Source organism: Paenibacillus senegalimassiliensis (assembly GCF_001486585.1).
Taxonomy (GTDB): Bacteria; Bacillota; Bacilli; order Paenibacillales; family Paenibacillaceae; genus Fontibacillus; species Fontibacillus senegalimassiliensis.
In genome coordinates, this window is sequence record NZ_LN909044.1 from 461,401 (window position 1) to 481,511 (window position 20,111).

Here is a 20,111-nt window from a genome sequence, read left to right on the forward strand (position 1 = left end):
GTAGCCCGCCAGTTTTTCTGGATAAGTAACATAAATCACAATCTCGCTTCCAGAAAGCATTGGCAGAAAAAAAGCGCCGCCTCCCTAGGGAAGCTGCGCGCTTACGTCGCTTTCGCTGCTGCCAATCTCTCAACAATGCTCTGGCGCTTGGCCTCACGCTCCGTCTTGGATAGCTTGGGACAGCCATAGCAATAGCCGTGATCCCCTTCGGTCCGGTAGGCAAGACAGCATGTTGGCTTCATGGTTGTCTGCCCCCCTGGTCGGTAAGGATCATCCAGTTTGATCTCTTTAATAAGATAGGGATTGCGCTTCAGGCCAAAGCTCGCTCCCGGCAATTGCTTGCCAAGCTCGAATTTGGCCAGTAGCCGGGAACGCTGCTCGGTGCTCTCTAGCTGGCCAGAGAGCGCCTGGACATAATACCGCACCCCAAGTGGCAATTGCCCCCATAGCTGCGTTACGGGTAAGCCTGAGACAGCAGCAAGCTGCTCAAACACGGGCCGTAGCACCTCATCGTAGAAGCCTGTAAGCTCAAGCTCCTCGGCACCCTGATGCTTCCGAAGCGGCCAAGGCTCACCCGCTTCCCCGTTCATGACATAATAAACCCAAGGGAACTGGTTCACCATAACGATTTGGACAGTAAGCTGGTCCAGTGAGAACCTGAACTTGCCGGGAGCTACTGCCAGTGCATAGTGCAGCGCCGCGCATACCACTCGCCAACTGGAAGCAAAATATGTTGCTGCTACCTGCAAGTCACGACCCTTGATCTGCTGTTGATAAAATTCCAGAAAAGCAGCAAGCTGCTCACGATCCAGCAAAATAGCCGCCGGAATGGTGAACAGCGCATCTGTACGTTCCTTCATTACAATTCCTAGTTGTTGCTCCAGCATCTGAGCCTCAACCTGCATGATCTTCCCTCCTGCCGCTTATCGCCAAATGCCACATCTATTGAGCAGAGGCCGCGACTGGCGGCATCTCGGGACCGTCGTTATTACTCTTGCGCACCTTGCCCCCGGTAGCTGCACGGTACAACTCATAAGGAAGACACAGCGGCACGCCGCTACGTGGGTCAGTCACGATATCCGCCTCGATGCCGAACACATCCCGCAACACAGGAGAAGTAACGACCTCCTCCGGACTTCCTGAAGCGACGGCCTGCCCTTGCTTGATGGCAATCATATAATGAGCATAGCGGGCCGCATGGTTCAAATCATGCACCACCATCACGATGGTACGGCCGGAATCGGCATTTAATTCTTCCAACAGTTGCAGAACCTCTAACTGATGCGCCATATCCAGGAAGGTTGTGGGCTCGTCAAGGAACAGGATACTCGTCTCCTGCGCCAACGCCATTGCAATCCAGGCCCGTTGCCGTTGCCCACCGGATAGCTGCTCCAGAGCACGGTCGCTAAACTCTTCCATGCGGGTAGCTTCAATCGCCCATTCTACCACTTGACGATCTTCAGCCTTCAATCCCCCAAACCCTTTCTGGTGAGGGAATCGGCCGTAAGACACCAGCTCATAGACCGTCAACCCTTCCGGAGCTGTAGGATTCTGCGGAAGAATCGCCAGTTGCTTGGCGACCTCCCTTGTCGACTGCTTATGAATGGATTTCCCATTAAGCAGCACGCTGCCTGATTTGGGATTCAGAATCCGGGCCATCGTCTTCAGCACCGTTGATTTTCCCGAGCCATTGGCCCCTACCAGTGCAGTAATTTTACCTTGCGGGATAGAAATATTTAAATCCTTAACAATCAGACGATCTTCATAAGCAATATCTAAATGGGAAGTCTTTAAGGAACCCATACCACTCTTCCTTTCCGTAATACGGCTATATAGCTAATAAACAACTCAAGTGCAATCTATTTTTTCATCTACAACTAAAGATACTGATAATCATTATCATATGTCAACCGTTATTTTGCCAGGTTCAAGGCCTTGTTCCTATGGAATATAAAAAAGAAAGGAAGACCGTTGTCATCTGCCAAGCCTTCCTTTCCCACCTTCTGCTATTATGATGTTCATGTACAGACCGAAGAGATTAAGGCTGTCCGGACACCGGAACCGCCTCGTAATACTCTTCCAGCGTAATGTCATGCTCACCGATATCGGTAGATATTTCCTTACCGACGTAGCGAAGATGCCATGGTTCATATTTGTAGCCCGTAATGCTCTCCTTGCCCTCTGGATAACGAATGATAAAGCCGTAGTCCACCGCATGATCGGCTAGCCAGGCCGCTTCTTTGGTATCCCCGAAGCAGCTTTCTGCCGCACACTTGCCATCGCTGCCGGAAACATCAATAGCCAGGCCCGTCTCATGCTCACTGTGGCCAGGCACAGCGCTATAGGTCTTGGCCAATTCCTCGCCATCCTTGGCCACATAGCGGTTAAACAATGCCGTCTGCGTCTTGTGGGAACGATAGGCGGATACCCCGGCCAAATAAATGCCATCTTTCTCCGCTCCCGCGAACAGCTCCTCAAGAGCAGCAGCAGCTTCCTTGCGCATCATACGCTTCTCGATTTTCTCCTTGAACGTAAAGCGCACATCGGGATAGACCAAATCCTTCGGTTCATAGTCCTCCGGCAGTGCCAATTGCTTGTTAATCAGTACGGCCACGCTCTGCGGGTCGGCTGCCGCCGCTTGATCAGGACCTGCATCATTGCCAGTATTGCCACTAACGTCCCCGGCACCATCCTGCCCTGGCTCTTGTCCCGTAGCACCGTCCGAGGTTGGCTCCTCTTCCCCAGCGTCATTTGGAGCCTCGGCCTGATCTCCGTCGTCGGTTCCCGTCTGATCTGATCCTTCCGCGTTACTGCCGTTCTCTGGTGTTCCTTGATTCTCACCGGATACATTGGCCCCATTCTCATTTGGTGTCGGCGGTAATTCAGCTTGCTTGTCGCCACAGCCTGCAATCCATATCACGGTAAGGAGCATAAGTACGACCACAGCGGCAAACGTACTTTTCTTCCTGCTATGCATTTGTCGTTCCTCCCTGACGGCCGCCCCTATTTCTTCGGTCAGGGGTGACCGGTTCTTGTTGTGCTCTACATCCCTTAGACGGCGATCCCCGTCCAGGATGTTGCATGGTAAAATGCGGGAGCGTATGCTCCGGCCCCTTCGGGCTGGCCCCCAGGCCAGCAGCGTCAGGGCCCAAGGCTCACGCTCCCGCAGGCAACCGCGCTGCGCCGGGTTATCTTCCCCGGCGCCCCTCGCCACCATCGCCTGCGCCCGGCTTCCCTACTTGCAGGCGCTCCAGCTTGCGGCCGATGCCCCGCTCGATCAGGCGCAGCTCCTCAACATCCTTCGGCGCTGCAAACGTCACCGCCACGCCGCTTTCTCCCGCGCGGCCCGTCCGCCCGATGCGATGAATGTAGCTGTCTACATCGTGCGGAATATCGTAATTGAACACGTGGGTCACACCCTCCACGTCAATCCCGCGCGCCGCCACGTCCGTGGCTACCAGCAGCTCCAGCTTCGCGTCGCGGAAGGCGCGCATCACTTGCTCGCGCTTCGCCTGCGACAAGTCACCATGCAGCTCGGCGGACTGGAATCCCTCGCCCTGGAGCGCTTCGTTCAGCGTGCTAGCGCGGCGCTTCGTCCGGCAGAAAATCACCGCCAGATAAGGACGATCCTTGCGAATCATCTCCAGTAACGCAGCCTGCTTGGTGCGATCCGTGCATTCCACCAGAACCTGGCGAATGCTGTCTAGCGTCACCCGCGCTGTCTCCGTTATACGGATGTCACGCGGCTGCTTCATATAAGCTCGCGCCAGCCGCTTTACATTGTCTGGCATCGTCGCCGAGAACAACATCGTCTGCCGACTGCGGGGAACGAGTGAAATAATTTCTTCCACTTCCTTCAGGAAGCCCATATGGAGCATCAAATCTGCTTCATCAAGCACCAGCATGCGGACCGAGCCCAGCGTCAGCGAGCCACGGCGCAAATGATCCAGCAGCCGACCCGGCGTGCCGATGACCAATTGCGTTCCATTCTTCAGCTTGCGAAGTTGGCGCTCCACATCCTGACCGCCGTAAGCAGCCAGAACGGACAACCCTTCAAGGGCCCCCGCCAGCTTACGAGCCTCTGCTGTAATCTGAATGGCCAGTTCGCGAGTCGGCGTAATAATTAGCGCCTGCGCGTCAGTCCGGTCGGGACGAATCTTCTCCAGAATGGGAAGCAAAAAGGCAAGTGTCTTGCCTGTCCCGGTCTGCGCCTGTACAATTACATCTTCTCCGGATAGCAGCACCGGAATCGATGCCTCCTGAACCGGAGTTGGCGTCGTAATGCCTTGCCCTTGCAGCTTACCCAATACGGCTGGCGACAGACCCATGTTCTCAAAAGTTGTCAACAAGTTCACCTCAACCTATCTCAATTCGTGTTTGTCCACTCAATATTTTTATTTAAGGAAATGGCCCTCTTATTGTAACAGAACCCTTCCAAGTTTCAAAAGAGTTACGGCGCACCCAAGGGCAATCAGTTACGGATGGATGCATAATTCGAGATTTGAAAGAGTTCTGGAAGTTCTGTGAACCAGCGCACGCGTCTTCAACCAGACTTGCCCGACTTCCTTAACCTTCTAGCCTGTCCCAAAAGTTAAGTTGCAGCTCCCAAGTACAGTCTCCGGAGTGCCTTTTTCAAAACGCCGAACTTAGGATAGGCTTTAGATATAGGCTTTCAATATAACCTTCGATTATGACCTTTTATGAATAAGCCCTCTGAGGAGAAACTTTTGAAGAAGAAGCTTTTAAAGATAGGCTTTTGAAGATAGGCTTTAAAAAAAGAATCTTTCGAGGAAAGTAGCGGAGCGCACGTTTAAGTTTAGAACAGCAGGAAATCCCTTATTTAACAGGAAATCCTCCAGTTAAATTCTATTTATTTCACCATTAGAGGCAATTAGCAGGAATTCCTCCATATAATTTTGCCCCAAGCATCACAAATGGGCCAAACACACTGATTTATATGGAGGTTTTCCATCTAAATATGAAATAATAGCAAATTTGCGCAAATTAGCGGGAGAATTTCCCGCTAATTATCGAAAACCCGTCCAAACCCACAGATTAGTGGGTCTATTTCCCAAACATGTGCAAAAACCCTTCAAGGTTAGTTCATTAGGTTAAAGCACAAGGCTAGGGTGTAGGGAAGGTATCGCTCAAGGGAGTACCGCCCGAGGGGGTACCACGCAAGGCTGCAAAGCCAAGAACAATTCCACCCCCGCCAGCAATTGATCTCAAGCTTCCGCCCTCAAGGTGCTCAATCACGCTCTAGCCAGGCGTACGCATAAGCGGCTGGGCTTCTCCCGCATAATAACGGGCCAGTTCCACCATCATGCTGCCCATGCGTTCCTCCTTGGGCGCAAGGACGCGTGGCACTCCTGCTTCATAGAGGCCCATGGCTGTAATTCGACCAACCGCCACAGGCAATACCGGCCCCTCAAGTGCAGCCAGCAGTTCGTTCAGTTGACCTTGCTTCTCGGCGTGCTCCATAAGAAAGCGCACCTGCGGGGCGCTGGTGAACGTGACCGCATCCACTTGTCCACCAATGAGGTCGGCAAGTAACTGCGTCAGTTGCTCGTCCGCTGGCGCAATATGACGGTAAGGCAAAATCTGCCGACACACCGCCCCCTGTTCCTCCAGCCAGGCTACCAGCCGCGGAGCGGGATCGCCATGCAATTGCAGCAGAACTTCCTGATCCTGCAACTGGTGCTCCGCTAAGCCACGAATCAAGCCCTCCGTACTGCCATCATCGTCACGAACGATGGGAAGTAGTTGCCGTTTCTTCAAGGCGTTGACGGTCTTATAACCCCGCGCCGCAATAGAGCAGGCTCGCAGGTGGTCCCACAGTTGCTGGGCAACCCCCATATTCTCTGCCATGCTGAATATCGCTTCCAGCCCCATGCCTGTCGTGAAAATCGACCATTCCGGGGGATGCTGAATCCAATGAACAAGCCCGCTGCGCAAATCCTCATCATCCAGCAGCACCGTTCCTTGGGCAGGTCGGTATAACGGAATACCGCCCATATTCTCCACCAGCTTGCCCAATTCTTCCGCCCGGCGCGGACCTGTGAGTGCAATTCTTTTCCCTTCCAGTCTCCGTGCCATATCGTGCCTCCTAAGCAAGGTATACTCCGAGTATGTTATTCGACATAAGACAGAAAAATCCTATTTGAAGTAATAATACAAACCGCCACTTTAATCGCAAAATTGATAAAGAATGTCGGCCATATACTCGTCGCTTTCGTTCATATCATTTAAAGTCCATTCGATTAATGTGTTAAAAAAACCGCCTACTATAAACTTGACAATATAATTTTCCTTCTGCTTCTCATACAACTTTTCTCCGACAATTCTGCTCGTTAACGTGAATAAATAGTTGTTGCATTTCTCAAGCAATATCTGGGATACATTTGAGTTCATTAAGTTAACAATTAATGTCTTCTCTTCCCTGAAGCGCTTAAAGAACAAGCGGGTGATATTGTAATTATTGATTGAATCTGTTTTTGCAACTAACTCGAAGTAGTTGTTAAATATTTGATCAATATACTCTAAAATCACATCTTCGAGAATGTCATAATATCTGTAAAATGTCATCCGGGATACGCCAGCCTTCTTACACAGCTCCGTAATCGATATTGAATTCAAGTTTTTAGTTCTCATCAGATCCATTAACGCAACATAGAACAAGTCCGTTGTCTTTTGCTTCTTTAAGTCAAGAGATCCATGGGACATTACAATATCTCCTTTTCTGTAACATTTCAGAAATCCTGTATTGATCCCCTCTGATTAGTTGCCATATACTTGGTTCACAAACAAGCTATGTTAATAATACAACTCTTGAAAGTATGTCGCTACATGATGAGCGGGCAAAAAAGAGGGCCGTCGTTTAAGGACCTGCTTAGATTAAAAGTTTACCTTAAATGATCAGCCGTGGAGGAGAGAAAGGCATGAGATTTATTCGTCATCAACATCTTGTTCAACTGACTCATTTACCCTATGTATTTCCGGTAAACTGTTACTTGGTGGAAGAACAAGATAGTTTAACGTTAGTAGATGCTGGCTGGCCCATAAATGCAAAAGATATAGTTAAGGCCGCAAGGCGGATCGGCAAGCCTATAACTCGCATTTTGTTGACCCACACCCATGTCGATCATGTGGGTGCCGTTGATCATTTGAAATGGCTGCTACCAGAAGTGCAATTGTACCTGTCAGAGCGCGAAGCCAAGTTACTTGCCGGGGACAAATCGCTCGTTGAAGGCGAGGCTAACGTTCCGATTCGAGGTGGACTAGCAAAACCTGGACCAATGAAGGCCAAGCCAGATATATTATTGAAGGAAGGGGATATAATTGGTTCCCTGGTTTCGATTGCAGCCCCCGGGCATACACCAGGACAAATGGCTTTTATGGATACTCGAAATAGATCATTAATTGTGGGGGATGCTTTTCAAACTCGGGGAGGTTTAGCCATTGCCGGACAGATGAGACTGTTATTTCCTTTTCCGGCTCTATCAACCTGGGACAAAAGAACAAGTATTGAGACCGCCCGCAAACTGTTAGAATTGAAACCTTCACTGATAGCACCTGGTCATGGAAATTTGGCACTTGAGCCACAACATCTAATGGAAGCTGCAATTAAAAGAGCGGATAAGGAATTGTCTCCGTTTAACGGACAATCATAATAGATCTGTCTGATACGCTGATACTGTTGGGTAAGTTACTTTATAAGCAAGCTTCCGGTGCTCCTGGAGAACCAGGAGCACCGGAAGCTTAATACTTTATTTATTTCATGTAACCATCTTATTCACCTATGATTGGTGAACCTTGAATTTACTGGCCAATTCCTTCAAATCAGCCGCCATACGCGACAGGTCTGTAGAGGAAGAGGCTATTTCCTCTATAGAGGCAAGCTGCTCCTCGGCGGCGGCCGAAATGGTCTGTGTATTGCCAGCCGTTTCTTCCGAGATGGAACGAATGTCCTTAATCGAATCCGTAACTTTACCGGCTCCAACAGCCAGTTCGGCAGCCGCCTTAGCCACGTCTTCCATCTTAACCGCTGCTCCACGAACGGCCTTGCGAATACGGGAGAACGAGCGCCCGGACGTGTCGACAGCCAGGATGCCGTCATAAACACCTTGTTTGGCTTCCTCCATCGAAGCGACAGCGCGCTGCATCTCCGTCTGAATGCCTTCTACCAAATCGGCGATTTGCTGAGCGGACTGCTCGGAGCCTTCGGCCAACTTGCGCACTTCAGAGGCAACAACGGCAAAGCCCCGGCCTTCTTCACCTGCTCTGGCGGCTTCAATGGAAGCATTCAGGGCGAGCAGATTCGTCTGCTGAGCGATTCCTGTAATGACCTCAACAATATTGCCAATGTTGTCGGTGTGTTCACCCAGCGTTTGAATAACGGAACCCAATTGTTCAACCGTCTGCTGAATATGCTCGATCTTCTCCACTACGCTAAGCACCGAGCTGTTACCTTCTTCAGCTACCCCTGTCGTTTGCTCCATCGTCTCGGTCACGGCCCGAATCTGTTCTGACATCGTCACGACCTGACGCGACATATCTTCCACACCGCCCGCACCATTCTCTACCCGCTGCAGCTGCTGGTCGCTGCCGGTAGCCATCTCCTGAATGGCCACCGTCACATGCTCAATCGCCTTCGTGGTTTGTCCCGCCCCGGCAGAGAGTTGACCGGCTGATAGCGTAACTTGATTTGTTGTATTTTGGACGCTTGTGATCATGTCATGGAGGTTGTCCACCATACGCTGAACCTGATTAGCCAACGTTCCGATCTCATCTCTGCGCTGTAAATAATCCACTCGTCTTGTCAAATCGCCTTCACTGATCTTCTTTGTCGTCTCGCCTAATCGATCCAGCGGCACAACCACCAACCAAATATTCACCGATGCCGCCACAGCGGCAAGTACGATGGATATTCCAGCAATCAGGAACCAGGTTCCTCCCACTTCGCCGTTCAACAGCAAATCCAAGATGCATGGAATAAGAGCGGCAATAACCGTTGTTGATAACAGAGACAGCCTTACACGCTTGTTCATCGTCTTCTGATCCCTTCTCTATTAGAAATATTTAGTAGGTCTATCTTCCTAATTATACTCGTTCCTTCTCTGGTTTGAAATATGCAAAACAGCCGCCCTCCCTAAAGGAAAAGCGGCTGTATATCTGGTCAAACTGATCTTGGGTAAATTAATCGGCTAGTCGATATCCGACGCCCCGAACGGTAGTAATGTACATCGGTCGTGCCGCATTATCTCCCAGCTTCTTGCGCAGACTCTTAATATGCACGTCAACCACGTTGCTTCCGCCAAGGAAGGAAGTTCCCCACACCTCTGCGAGTAGCTCTTCCCGCGTCAGGACGGCTCCTTCTTGCTCCAGCAGCTTCACCAATAGCTCGTATTCCGTCTTCGTGAGCTCGATTCGGGCACCACTCCGGTAGACAGACATTTTCTTCCGGTCTACCCACAGGTCCTTAAAGATAGCCGGGGAAGTACCGGGGAGAAGCTGGGAAGCGACAGGCCGGGGAAGAGTTCCATGTGCCCGTATAATCCGCTGGACATGATACACCGCTTCCTTCGGGCGAGCAGGCCAGACCAGCAGCTCCTGATTGGTCAATCCTTGGCCCAAGGAGGATAGCATCTTCTCGTGAACTAACAACAACGAGGGAATTCCACCCGTCTCTTGCTCTGTTAACGACGCCAGCGTCTCAATCTCTTCGCCCTCCCGGCAGGAGGTCACGTCAAAGATCAATAGATCGGCGTGCAGCGAGTTGCGCAGGCCTTGTTCCCAGTGATGGAACACCAATACATCAAAGCACTCCTCCGACAAGTCCCGCACAAGTTCATGAACGTCACGGGGGAACGGGCTGATCAGAATAACCCGTTGGGTAATCGGGCAAGCCATTCTTCCTTCTACCTGTTCTTCTTCTGATGTTATCTCTTCTGCTGACATGCCGGGCACACCCCCCCGAATACGACATGGGCATGATGGACTTCATACCCGGTTTCTTTAGCAACGGTACTGCTCCATTCCGGCGGCAAGCCACTCATTACCTCATCCACCCGTCCGCACACCTCGCACAGGATATGCTGATGGTCATCCAGCTTCGCATCATAACGGCTGGCGGCTTCCCCCAGCTTAAGCTCGCGAATCATTTCTTTATCCGTTAAATAACGCAGCGAATTGTATACAGTTCCGTAGGCAAAATTATAACCCTTCTCTACCAGACGGTTCATCACTTCCGCAGCAGTCGGATGGTCGTTGGCATTGCGAACTACATCGTACACAGCTTGACGCTGGGTCGTAAGATTTAATGATTTCATATATGATCAAATCCTTGTTTTTATTTTTAGAATTAGTATAAGTCTTATTTCAGAGTAAGTCAACGGAACAACCCTGGGTCAAATGGTCAGCTAACGTTTAATTTTCACTACCTTGCATTGATCAGTAGTGTGTGTTACTGTATACACACGGTATTAATTATTATTCAGTACCTCGGTTACATGAGTTCTAAAATATTAAGGCAGTATTTAATAAACAATATGGGGGCGGAGCAACCTTGGATATCAGCATTCAGTTTAAGAAGGGCGCCTTGGAGCTTTGCGTCCTGGTACTGATTCGCGAGCAAGACAGGTATGGTTATGAACTGGCCCAGTCCGTCTCGAAGCATATCGAAGTCGCCGAAGGTGCGCTATATCCACTGCTTCGAAGACTGGTGGCCGAAGGCTTCTGTACTACTTATTTACAAGAATCAACGGGCGGCCCTCCACGCAAGTATTACAAGATTACGGCCACAGGCGAGGCTCATACCAAGAAACTAGTGGTGGAGTGGAGACAATTTGTGCATAACGTATCAACCCTAATTGAGAAAGGAAGCACGATATGAATAGAAGTGAGTTTTTAGCACTCCTCAGAGTCCACTTGTCCCCTCTTCCGCCAGAAGAACAACAAGAACTGCTGGAGGATTATCAAAATCATTTTGCCTTCGGGCTTCAAAGCGGCAGATCTGAGGAAGAAATCGTTGCCGAGTTAGGTGATCCGGCTGAGTTGGCTAAGGAAGCATTGGGTAACCGTTATGTTCCTGATGAACCTATATATTGGTATGGCGGGCCCAACCAGACCAGTGAACAGCAAGCAAGCAGCGCTACGGGAATGTCGAACCGCCCTATCCCGATTGCCCGGCGAAATCCCTTCACTCAGGCGCTCGTCTATATAGGGCTGTTCTTCTTGAATATTGTGGGACTCCCCTTTTTATTAACCCTTTGGTGCTTGGTTGTGAGCCTGGGGCTCGCCACCTTGAGCTTCATCCTGAGTCCGCTTCTGGTGGGCCTGGAATACGCGGTGCATGACAATTTCCATTGGGGCAAGCTCTTTGCTTCGGTGACAATGGTGGGCTTGGGCATTCTTATATCTCTTCCTGCCCGTATGCTACTCAAGACTATGCTCGCCCTGAGCGTCTCCTATTTCAAATGGAACAAGCGCTTGGTGAAAGGAGATGCTGGACATGAACAGCAATAAGAAATGGTTACTGATAGGTCTGGGGCTCATTCTCGTCGGATTTGTAGGAATGGCCTGGCAAAAATTCGACTTTGGTGATACCCTTCCCACCCATCAGCAAAGATGGACCTTTGAACAGGGACAACTCAAGAACCTGTCTATCGACAGTTCTTACAGTGTGGACGTACAGTTCATTGATAGCCCGGACGGGACCAGCTATGTCGAAATTAGTGGTAACATGGATCAAGAAATCATTGATCACTTGAATGACACCGACCTCTCGGGGGATTCCCTGCAACTCACGCTACAGCATTCGCCGAAAGGGAGCTTTCTCTCCCTTAACTTTCAATCCACGCGGCAACAGATTACGGTGGCACTTGCAGGTTCAGACTCACTCCAAAACATCAGCTATTCAGCACATGCAGCTAATGGACAGTTTCGAAACTTACGGGCAGACACCATCACGTTATCCACCTCCAGCGGCAACTTGAAGGCTGAAGCCATCACTGCTCAGCGTTTGCATTTGACAAGCGAGGCAGGCAACATCACGACCAAGCAAATCACGGGAGATATGGAGATTAAGGTCCGTTCCGGACGCATCCAGGTGGATACGCTGCAAGGCGCCCTGACGGCTGAGACGATGCAAGGTAACATTTCTGCCCGGGATATGGCGGGCATGATCCGAGCTAGCACGGGGGCTGGCAATATTGATTTAGATAACTTCACCGGCGATGGTGTCTTGAAGACCACCTCAGGAAATATAACGCTTAACAATCAAAGGGCAGACAATCTGGATATCTCCGCTCAGTTTGGTGGGATCAGGCTGTCGACAGATGCGGCGTTTAAAGGCTGGTATGACTTGCAAACCGGAGCGGGTGAGATCACCGCACCTGAGTCATTGCGACAAACCGAAGATATCATCAAGGTGCGGTCACTTGCTGGCAATATTCGAATTAAATAGAACCTAGGTAATGAAAACAAGCGAGAGCTTGGGAGTAGCAACTTCACTCCCGTCTCTCGCTTGTTTGTTCTTTGTCTTGGCCTAGGATCAATTCACTTCTATACTTCGAGTGATCCCTCTAGCTTATCAGCCACCGCTTGCCGGTATGCCAGCAGCGAATTATCGATAACTCGTTCCAGCATTCCCGGATCGATATCCGGAATCAAGGTTCGTGCATAATTCCAGGCATTCTCTTCAATCCGCAATGCAGTCTCGCTACGCTCTCGTTCACTCTCGCAAGAGTCCAGCCGCTCACATAGCGCCGGAAGCTCCGGGTCTCTGGCATGCCCGAGTTCATGGGCAAACACGATGGCAAAGAACGTTCTCCACCCTTCGGCGGAACCAAATAACAACCGACATTGTTTCCTTACTTCCCCAAGGTACATCGTTACTGAACGATCCCCCATGCTATACTTGCCACCAATCATGCGTGGTCCGGGGTAATGGTTATGCAAGCGAACTACAACCTCGGCGTCCGAACGGTCGAGCAGCTCGCGAATAATTTGCCGTGCTTTCCTTCTGTTCACGTAACTCCCCTTGCTTTGAGTAAGAATACGAGGCCTCGACGTCATTTCCTCTGTCATTATTATAGAGCAGCAGCGCTGAAAGCAAAAGCAAGCAAGCGGACACTGCTGGCCCGAATAAAACTCAGATCAGATCCTTCTGGGCGATCCGGTTCAGGAAGGCGCGCGCCCGTTCACTGGAGGGGTGCGCAAGTACCCGTTCAGGAGTGCCGGACTCGATAATCTTCCCGTCGTCCATCATAACGACCCGGTCCGCCACTTCAGCCGCAAACTTCATCTCATGGGTCACTACCACCATGGTACGGCCTTCGCGGGCTAACTCCTTCATCACCTTCAGCACTTCCCCAACCAGTTCGGGATCAAGCGCAGAGGTCGGTTCATCAAAGAGCAGCAATTCGGGACTAACCGCCATGGCCCGGGCGATACCTACCCGCTGTTGTTGTCCACCGGATAACTGGTGTGGGTAGAAGTCCTTGCGGTCACCCAGCCCCACCTTGTCAAGCAAGTCCTCGGCACGTAAGCGAGCCTCCGCTTTGCTCTTCTTCTGCACCTGAACCTGGGCCTCCATCACATTTTGCAAAGCGGTCATATGCGGAAACAGATAATAGGCTTGGAACACCATGCCCGATTTCTTGCGAAGAGCCAAAATTTCACTTTGCTTGTGCTTCACACCTTGGCCAAAGGACAGACTGATGTCACCAATCTGAATGCAGCCTCCATCTGGCGTCTCCAGCAGGTTCAGGCAGCGCAGCAATGTTGTCTTTCCCGAGCCGGAAGGGCCGATAATGACCAGCACCTTGCCTGGGTCAATTTGCAGGTCAACGTCCTTGAGCACATCCTGTGCTCCAAATGATTTGTGCAGACCACTCACCTGTATCATATAAGTCCCTCCTTATCGGGCGGAAAAACGGTCCAGCCGTTTCTCCAAAACATTTTGCAGTGCGGAGAGCAGGCTACTGAAGAAAAGATAGATCAGCCCCGCCTCCACATATACAACCAGCGGCTCGTAAGTGGTAGCCGTAATCTGCTGTGCTGTGCGGAACATTTCCGTATACGTAATCGTCGCCGCGAGTGACGTATCCTTAACGAGACTGATGAAGGAATTGGCAAGCGGTGGCACGGATACCCTGGAGGCTTGTGGCAAAATGATGCGGCGCAAGGCCTGCATACGGGTCATTCCCACCGAATAGGCAGCTTCCCATTGTCCGGCATGAATGGACAAGATAGCCGCGCGTACGATTTCCGATCCATACGCGCCTACGCTCAGTGTAAACCCGATCACCGCTGCCGGGAACGGGTTCAAGGTCACTCCCAAGGAGGGCAGTCCGTAAAAAATGACGAACAATTGCACCAATAGCGGCGTTCCGCGAATAATCCAAACATAAAACTTCGCAATCTGCCTCAGCGGCCATAAGGCTGACAGCCGGGCAAGTGCAGTCAACACCGCCAGCAGCAAGCCAAGCGCAAAGGAAATCAGGGTCAGCGGAACTGTAAAGGCAACCCCTGCTCGCAGAAGCGGCCAAAATGAATCTACGATAATGTTCCAGATTCTTTCATCCATCGTAAGCATCCTTTTCCATATAGAAGCGGCCCCCAAACTGGCCGCTTCTAATTCATGTTGAGCTTGTTTCTATTTTAACTTTGTGCCGCTCTTTACTTGGAAACATCCTCTCCGAAGTATTTCTCGGAAATCTCCAGATATTTGCCATCGCTCTTGATGTCCGCCAGCGCCTGATTAACTGCCTCAATGAGTTCTTCGTTGCCTTTATTGAACAACGCCGCACTTTCTGCCGCATCCGGCAGCTCATCCACGATCTTCAGCTTCACATCAGGTCTTTGCTTCTTCAAGTCGAAGAACGATAACCCGTCATTGACGGTCGCATCGATTCGTTTGGACAATAGTAGGTCAATGGCTTGATTAAAGCCTTCTGTCGCTTCAATCTCCGCCCCGTTCTCTCTGGCAATATCACTCAGATTACTGGTTAAGGATTGACCGGCTTTCTTCCCTTTAAGATCGGCAAATGCCTTGATCTCCTCATTGTCGTCGTTTACGATCAGCACAGCCCGGGATACGATATAAGGATCAGAGAAATCATATTTCTCTTTACGGTCATCACGAATGGTTACTTGATTGAACACTGTGTCGAATCGCTTGGCATCCAGACCGGCGAAGATACCATCCCAAGGCGTCTCAATAAACTCAGCCTCCACACCAAGACGCTTGGCCACTTCCTCGGCAATTTCCACATCGAAGCCTGTCAGCTTCCCATCCTTGTCATGGTACGTGAATGGGGCATAGGTTCCTTCCGTACCTACCCGCAGCTTGCCGCTGGCTTTAACTGATTCCAGCAGATTTGTAGCAGCCGCCGTATTGCCTCCGTTATTTGCTTTGTCTGTATTGGCCCCTTGGCCGGATGTCGCATCGCTATTTGTATTGTTGCCGCAAGCCGCGACCAAAACCGTCAGCGCCAGCGTTAACACCAGTAAACTCCATTTTTTCATGTACATCCATCCCCTTCATCTCTACTCTTTATTCCCTACAATTTAACTCGGGATAGTTGAATATTACACTTTGCATCCATACTCGTCAATCCCTTTTTCTGGATTTTTTTGTCGAATTTAAGAAGCTCCTTCACAAAATGGACATAGCCCCGCTGAACGGCCCAGCCCTATTCCCGATGGCTTGCTTTCTCTACCCTTAGCTACTATAATCAAACTAACTATTTGTGAAGGAGGTGAGGAGTGTGGATCGCAAATTTGTGTGGAATCGATTGAGCCAACTGCCGCTGGCAATGTTTGGCATTGTTCATGTGACAGCCCATCACGGGAGAAGTCTGTCCATTTTTACAAACTCGATATCCATAACAAATTGCGAAATGCCGCTCCTACCTTAAACTTCACTGTCCGTGAACCTAAGAAGGCAGCAGGATTTCCTGCTGCCTTCTTTATTTTTATATAGACACATAAGAGCATTCGCCGCCTCTGTCGGCATTTGCTTGTCTATAACTAACGACAGGATCGGGCTGGACGGCATGGGAATTGAAGGAGAATATATCCATGATGATCCAATGTCAGCATGTTCAGAAATATTATGGCGCCGAGTTGGTGCTAAATGAGGTTACATTTGAAATTAAAAGTGGCGAGAGGGTAGGCCTTATCGGCCGTAATGGCACGGGTAAAACGACCCTGATGAAGCTACTAGCGGGAAGCGAGCCGCCTGATCAAGGGCAAATTCATATCCGCAGGAACGCCTGCATCGGTACTTTGGCACAAATTCCGGATTATGGCCGAGAGGATACCGTCTATGATGTTTTGCTTGGAGCCTACGACGATTTGCGCCAAGTGCAGGCTGAGATGAAGCGACTGGAAGCTGAAATGTCCAGGTTGTCCCTTGAACCCAGCGAAGACAACGGGGAGATGGCTGCTAAGCCTGGTGGGGCTTCCGGTTCAACTTCTCTCTCGCTGGATGAACTTTTGCGCCAATATGGCACACTGCAAGAAGTCTTCGAGCGTGGTGGCGGGTATGAAATGGAGGCCTCCATTCTGCGCATTGCCGGGGGTCTTGGCATTACAGAGGAGCAGTTCGGTCGTGGCTTCGCCTCCCTTTCTGGCGGCGAGAAGACGAAGGTGGGCCTTGCGGTTATGCTGCTAAGAACTCCGGATTTGTTGCTGCTTGACGAACCCACCAACCACCTCGACATGGCTGCTACGGAATGGCTGGAGGGATTTGTGCGCAGCTTTCCTGGGACCACGGTGGTCATCTCACATGATCGATTTTTCCTGGATGCGGTGACTGAGAAAATCATTGAACTTGAGGATGGTGAAGCCTTCACCTATTTCGGCAATTACAGTACGTACAAGGAAGAGAAAGAGCAGCGGCTGCTGCAACAATTCGCAGATTATCAGGAGCAGCAAAAGAAGATCAAAAAGATGCAGGAATCCATCAAGCAGTTGATTGAATGGGGCAATCGTTCCAATCCACCGAACGCTGGATTTCACCGCCGGGCCGCTTCTATGCAAAAAGCGTTGGATCGTATGACCAAGCTCAAGAAGCCCATTCTGGAGCGGCAGCGCATTGACCTGCAACTCCAGCAAGGAGACCGCTCAGGCAAGGACGCCATTGTCCTGCGCGAGGTGGGTGATCAGAGAGGTGGCCGCTGGCTGTACCGGGAGTTAACCCATACCCTTCGTTATGGCGATGCTGCTGTGCTCATTGGAGATAACGGAACGGGGAAAAGTACGCTCTTAAAAAATATTCTGGGGACCGAGCCCCCGCAGGAAGGCGAAGTCCAGTTAGGCTCCCGTGTGGAACCCGGTTACCTGGCCCAACAGGCCACACCTGCCAATCACGAAGAGACCGTGCTGGAATTCTTCCGGGACCACATCGGTATTGAGACTGGCGAGGCTCGAGGTCAATTGGCCCGCTTTCTGTTCTACGGCGCGGACGTATTCAAGAAGGTCAGCCGCTTGTCAGGTGGCGAATGGACCCGGCTGCGTCTGGCTGTACTGATGCATCAGAAGCCCAATCTGCTGGTGCTCGACGAGCCGACGAACCATCTGGATATCGATGCCCGCGAAGCGTTGGAGGAGGCGCTGGAGGAGTACCCCGGCACCTTGCTGGCGGTGTCCCATGACCGCTACTTTATTAACAAAGTAGCAAGTCAGGTCTGGGCGCTGGAGGGCGGGCGCCTCAGCGTCACCCTGGGCGGGTACGACGATTTCCGGGCTGAGCTGGCCCGGAAGGAGGCTGGCCGAGCCGGAAGCGAACCGGCCAGGCAGAGCGGCGAGCCGCCTGGAACCGCAGGCCAGGCGGCTCGCGGAGCTGCTGGAGCTTCGCAACTCTCAGCAGCTCCGCGTGGATGCGCTACTTACGCAGTACGTAGCGCTGCTGGATGACTAGGGCGAGCGGATTCCATCCCCCGCTCACCCTAGTCAACCCCATAGAAGGTGGCACCCAAAGCGTGTATAGCTTTGGATGCCACCTTCTTCTTTTTTCCCCAGCGTAGCTGGGCTAGTAATCCCCCAGCTAACGAGAAATCCTCCAGCTAATTTTCCGAAAATCCCAATTTTTCTCCATTTAGCGGGAAATCATCATGTTAATTTACCTGTTTCAGCCGTAAATGCCGATACTCGCCTGATTTATAGGGAGCATTTCCAGTTAAGTTCTCTAAACGTCCCATTCCATACGAATTGTAGGGAGTTTTTCCCGTTAATTCATATCTGGTACGGATTGATACTCGCTCGGCACGGACTTACACTCGCCGTTTCTGCATCTTCCCACACTGGCTAGCGGTAGCTTGTTTAACACACTTGTTTATTTACTTGTTTATTCACTTGTTTATTCACTTGTTCACACACTTGGATACTTGGTTCACACAGTTGGTTACCACGCTTTTGGCCACATTTTTTTACACACTTTTTTACCACATTTATAACGGTTGCTGCCCGTGCTACCCAACTCAGAATCTACTGAGCGTAGATTCGGACTTCATACTCGCAATGCTCATCCCCACATACATTACACTTGGTCTCCCGCACGCTGACCTTCTGGTTCAGAATGCGCCCCAGTGCTCCTTCCAAGATGGCTCCTTCCAGATCACAGACTTTCTTCTCTTCAATCAGAGGAAGTCCCTTGCAGAAACAATCATCCACGGCGATGGTAATCAATCGTTCGGTGCGCTCCACCACACGTGGTAGTCCAATACGTAGCTCTGCAAATAAAGCAAGCAGTTCCTCTAACGTACTCACGGGCAGGTTTTCTCCAATCTTGCGGCCAATGGAAGCGGTTGTCCCCTTGCCCTCCATCGGCAAGCCCTGCTGCATTCCGATCAGCCGGATGGCCCGGAACAGTTCCAGCGGTACCTCACCCCCAAGCGTAGACCGATCGATATGACGCAAATCCTCAAATGTGAAGCTCTTCATAGTTAGTTCCCCCTATCTGTCCGTATGAGTCCGGATCATATGATAGGTTCATTTTTCCATACTTCTCTGGAACGAGCCTTGATTTGAATCAAGCTTCACCGGTAATATCCTTCTTATCAGAATGCCATAATCGTTCTCAGGATCATTTTTCCCGCTGGCTTGTTCTGCTTATTTTTTGAGTTAGCTTATATAGAGCTGCACCCCATCTTGACTCATATCAAGAATTGGACACTTGTTTTGTGATATAAATCACCTGAAGGGGTCCTAGCCACTGATAGGGTTAAATTAACGTAACCTGGATAACCCGGAAGGAGGGAACAGCGTGAAAGCCTGTGCTTGCCAAACCCATACGACTCATCAAAATACCCCCTCATGCCTGGCCCATGTCCCGGTATTTACCGGACTACGCAGCAGCGAGGTAGAATTGCTTCATTCGGTTATGCAGACTGCCCAATACCGCAAGGGAGAGCTGATTTTTCGGGAGGGAGATCGTTCTGAATCGCTGTACGTTGTCAATCGAGGCATCATTAAGCTGACCAAGCTGGAGGACAACGGCAAGGAGCATATTATTCGGCTACTGTTCCCTGGCGATTTCTTCGGGCAATTTGCTCTTTTGCAAGAGAAGCCACACTATGCCAGTGCTTATGCTGCCGATACTACCGGAGTTTGCCGGATACATCGGGGCGACTTTCTCGATATTTTACGCCGGGACCCGGACACGTCCGCCCGCTTTATGACCGCTCTCAGTACACAATTGGAGGAAGCTGATGCTTGGGCCGCGGTGCTGACGCTATTGGAAGCTGACCGCAGACTGGCCAAGATGCTACTGTACTTCCGCCAGAAAGCTGCTCCCACCTCTGATGCCTTCACGCTACCTGTGTCCAAGAAAGAATTAGCCGGACTGATTGGCGCTACGCCGGAGACGCTCAGCCGCAAGCTGCGTCAGCTTAGTGAAGGTGGCATTCTCTCGGTCGCGCGTCGCGAGCTCCGTCTCCTTGATGAGCCTGCCTTACACCGCTTGGCCGGGGAGGGCTAAACGGCAGACTAGGTGCAAGCATATCACCAGCCATAAATAACAGCAAAACGGCGATGTAAGGACATAGTGTCCCTTGCATCGCCGTTTCCTGTAGTTCCATCTCATTTGCTATGCTACAAGCCATTCC

At 50.9% G+C, this 20,111-nt stretch carries 19 protein-coding genes and 1 pseudogene; 6 read left to right on the forward strand and 14 right to left on the reverse strand.

The window, feature by feature from the left end:
- Window positions 1-101 precede the first annotated feature (101 nt).
- The 6 genes and pseudogenes from BN3279_RS07950 to BN3279_RS07975 all read right to left on the reverse strand — a co-directional run bounded on the left by BN3279_RS07950 (window position 102) and on the right by BN3279_RS07975 (window position 6,723).
- Window positions 102-905 carry a (2Fe-2S)-binding protein gene (locus tag BN3279_RS07950; protein WP_059050098.1) on the reverse strand — a complete coding sequence of 268 codons (804 nt, stop codon included), beginning with the start codon at window positions 903-905 and terminating at the stop codon, window positions 102-104.
- Window positions 906-942: 37 nt separating this feature from the next.
- Entirely contained in the window at window positions 943-1,803 is an 861-nt protein-coding gene (locus BN3279_RS07955; RefSeq protein ID WP_059050099.1) for an ABC transporter ATP-binding protein, read from the reverse strand.
- 235 nt (window positions 1,804-2,038) lie between these two features.
- Window positions 2,039-2,977, reverse strand: coding sequence for a M15 family metallopeptidase (locus tag BN3279_RS07960; RefSeq protein ID WP_059050484.1), 939 nt, complete (start codon window positions 2,975-2,977; stop codon window positions 2,039-2,041).
- Between the two features lie 262 nt (window positions 2,978-3,239).
- Window positions 3,240-4,328: pseudogene (locus tag BN3279_RS07965) on the reverse strand (DEAD/DEAH box helicase); the annotation flags it as partial.
- Between the two features lie 931 nt (window positions 4,329-5,259).
- On the reverse strand, window positions 5,260-6,096 hold the full coding sequence (locus BN3279_RS07970; protein ID WP_059050100.1) for a uroporphyrinogen-III synthase: 837 nt from the start codon (window positions 6,094-6,096) through the stop codon (window positions 5,260-5,262).
- 90 nt (window positions 6,097-6,186) lie between these two features.
- Window positions 6,187-6,723, reverse strand: a complete 537-nt coding sequence (locus BN3279_RS07975; RefSeq protein ID WP_059050101.1) for a TetR/AcrR family transcriptional regulator — start codon at window positions 6,721-6,723, stop codon at window positions 6,187-6,189.
- 215 nt (window positions 6,724-6,938) lie between these two features.
- Between BN3279_RS07975 and BN3279_RS07980 the strand changes: the two genes are divergently transcribed.
- Window positions 6,939-7,670: an MBL fold metallo-hydrolase gene (locus BN3279_RS07980; RefSeq protein WP_059050102.1), complete on the forward strand. Its 732-nt coding sequence runs from the start codon at window positions 6,939-6,941 to the stop codon at window positions 7,668-7,670.
- A 126-nt stretch (window positions 7,671-7,796) separates the two neighbouring features.
- Here the strand turns inward: BN3279_RS07980 and BN3279_RS07985 are convergent, their stop codons facing one another.
- From BN3279_RS07985 to BN3279_RS07995, 3 genes are all read right to left on the reverse strand, one after another.
- On the reverse strand, window positions 7,797-9,047 hold the full coding sequence (locus BN3279_RS07985; RefSeq protein ID WP_059050103.1) for a methyl-accepting chemotaxis protein: 1,251 nt from the start codon (window positions 9,045-9,047) through the stop codon (window positions 7,797-7,799).
- Between the two features lie 148 nt (window positions 9,048-9,195).
- Entirely contained in the window at window positions 9,196-9,957 is a 762-nt protein-coding gene (locus BN3279_RS07990) for a winged helix-turn-helix transcriptional regulator (protein WP_059050104.1), read from the reverse strand.
- Window positions 9,939-10,328: a Fur family transcriptional regulator gene (locus BN3279_RS07995; RefSeq protein WP_059050105.1), complete on the reverse strand. Its 390-nt coding sequence runs from the start codon at window positions 10,326-10,328 to the stop codon at window positions 9,939-9,941. The genes BN3279_RS07990 and BN3279_RS07995 overlap by 19 nt, the downstream gene beginning before the upstream one ends.
- Before the next feature lie 236 nt (window positions 10,329-10,564).
- Between BN3279_RS07995 and BN3279_RS08000 the strand changes: the two genes are divergently transcribed.
- The 3 genes from BN3279_RS08000 to BN3279_RS08010 are packed head-to-tail and all read left to right on the forward strand — an operon-like array spanning window position 10,565 to window position 12,463.
- A complete protein-coding gene (locus tag BN3279_RS08000) occupies window positions 10,565-10,891 on the forward strand; it encodes a PadR family transcriptional regulator (protein ID WP_059050106.1) in 327 nt (108 codons plus the stop codon).
- A complete protein-coding gene (locus tag BN3279_RS08005) occupies window positions 10,888-11,523 on the forward strand; it encodes an HAAS signaling domain-containing protein (protein WP_059050107.1) in 636 nt (211 codons plus the stop codon). The genes BN3279_RS08000 and BN3279_RS08005 overlap by 4 nt, the downstream gene beginning before the upstream one ends.
- Window positions 11,510-12,463, forward strand: coding sequence for a DUF4097 family beta strand repeat-containing protein (locus BN3279_RS08010; RefSeq protein ID WP_059050108.1), 954 nt, complete (start codon window positions 11,510-11,512; stop codon window positions 12,461-12,463). The genes BN3279_RS08005 and BN3279_RS08010 overlap by 14 nt, the downstream gene beginning before the upstream one ends.
- Before the next feature lie 98 nt (window positions 12,464-12,561).
- Here the strand turns inward: BN3279_RS08010 and BN3279_RS08015 are convergent, their stop codons facing one another.
- From BN3279_RS08015 to BN3279_RS08030, 4 genes are all read right to left on the reverse strand, one after another.
- The gene (locus BN3279_RS08015) at window positions 12,562-13,029 is read right to left on the reverse strand and encodes a hypothetical protein (protein ID WP_082672979.1); all 468 of its coding nucleotides are present in this window, start codon (window positions 13,027-13,029) and stop codon (window positions 12,562-12,564) included.
- 121 nt (window positions 13,030-13,150) lie between these two features.
- A complete protein-coding gene (locus BN3279_RS08020; protein WP_059050110.1) occupies window positions 13,151-13,906 on the reverse strand; it encodes an amino acid ABC transporter ATP-binding protein in 756 nt (251 codons plus the stop codon).
- Window positions 13,907-13,918: 12 nt separating this feature from the next.
- Window positions 13,919-14,587 (reverse strand): ABC transporter permease subunit, encoded by a 669-nt coding sequence (locus tag BN3279_RS08025; RefSeq protein WP_059050111.1) that lies wholly within the window; start codon window positions 14,585-14,587, stop codon window positions 13,919-13,921.
- A gap of 92 nt (window positions 14,588-14,679) precedes the next feature.
- Window positions 14,680-15,528 (reverse strand): amino acid ABC transporter substrate-binding protein, encoded by an 849-nt coding sequence (locus BN3279_RS08030; protein WP_059050112.1) that lies wholly within the window; start codon window positions 15,526-15,528, stop codon window positions 14,680-14,682.
- Between the two features lie 555 nt (window positions 15,529-16,083).
- Between BN3279_RS08030 and abc-f the strand changes: the two genes are divergently transcribed.
- Window positions 16,084-17,922 carry a ribosomal protection-like ABC-F family protein gene (gene abc-f / locus BN3279_RS08035; RefSeq protein ID WP_082672980.1) on the forward strand — a complete coding sequence of 613 codons (1,839 nt, stop codon included), beginning with the start codon at window positions 16,084-16,086 and terminating at the stop codon, window positions 17,920-17,922.
- Between the two features lie 570 nt (window positions 17,923-18,492).
- On the opposite strand, the gene BN3279_RS08040 is transcribed toward abc-f, so the two are convergent.
- Window positions 18,493-18,948 carry a V4R domain-containing protein gene (locus BN3279_RS08040; RefSeq protein WP_059050113.1) on the reverse strand — a complete coding sequence of 152 codons (456 nt, stop codon included), beginning with the start codon at window positions 18,946-18,948 and terminating at the stop codon, window positions 18,493-18,495.
- A 322-nt stretch (window positions 18,949-19,270) separates the two neighbouring features.
- Between BN3279_RS08040 and BN3279_RS08045 the strand changes: the two genes are divergently transcribed.
- Window positions 19,271-19,984, forward strand: coding sequence for a Crp/Fnr family transcriptional regulator (locus BN3279_RS08045; RefSeq protein WP_059050114.1), 714 nt, complete (start codon window positions 19,271-19,273; stop codon window positions 19,982-19,984).
- The last annotated feature ends 127 nt before the right edge of the window (window positions 19,985-20,111 follow it).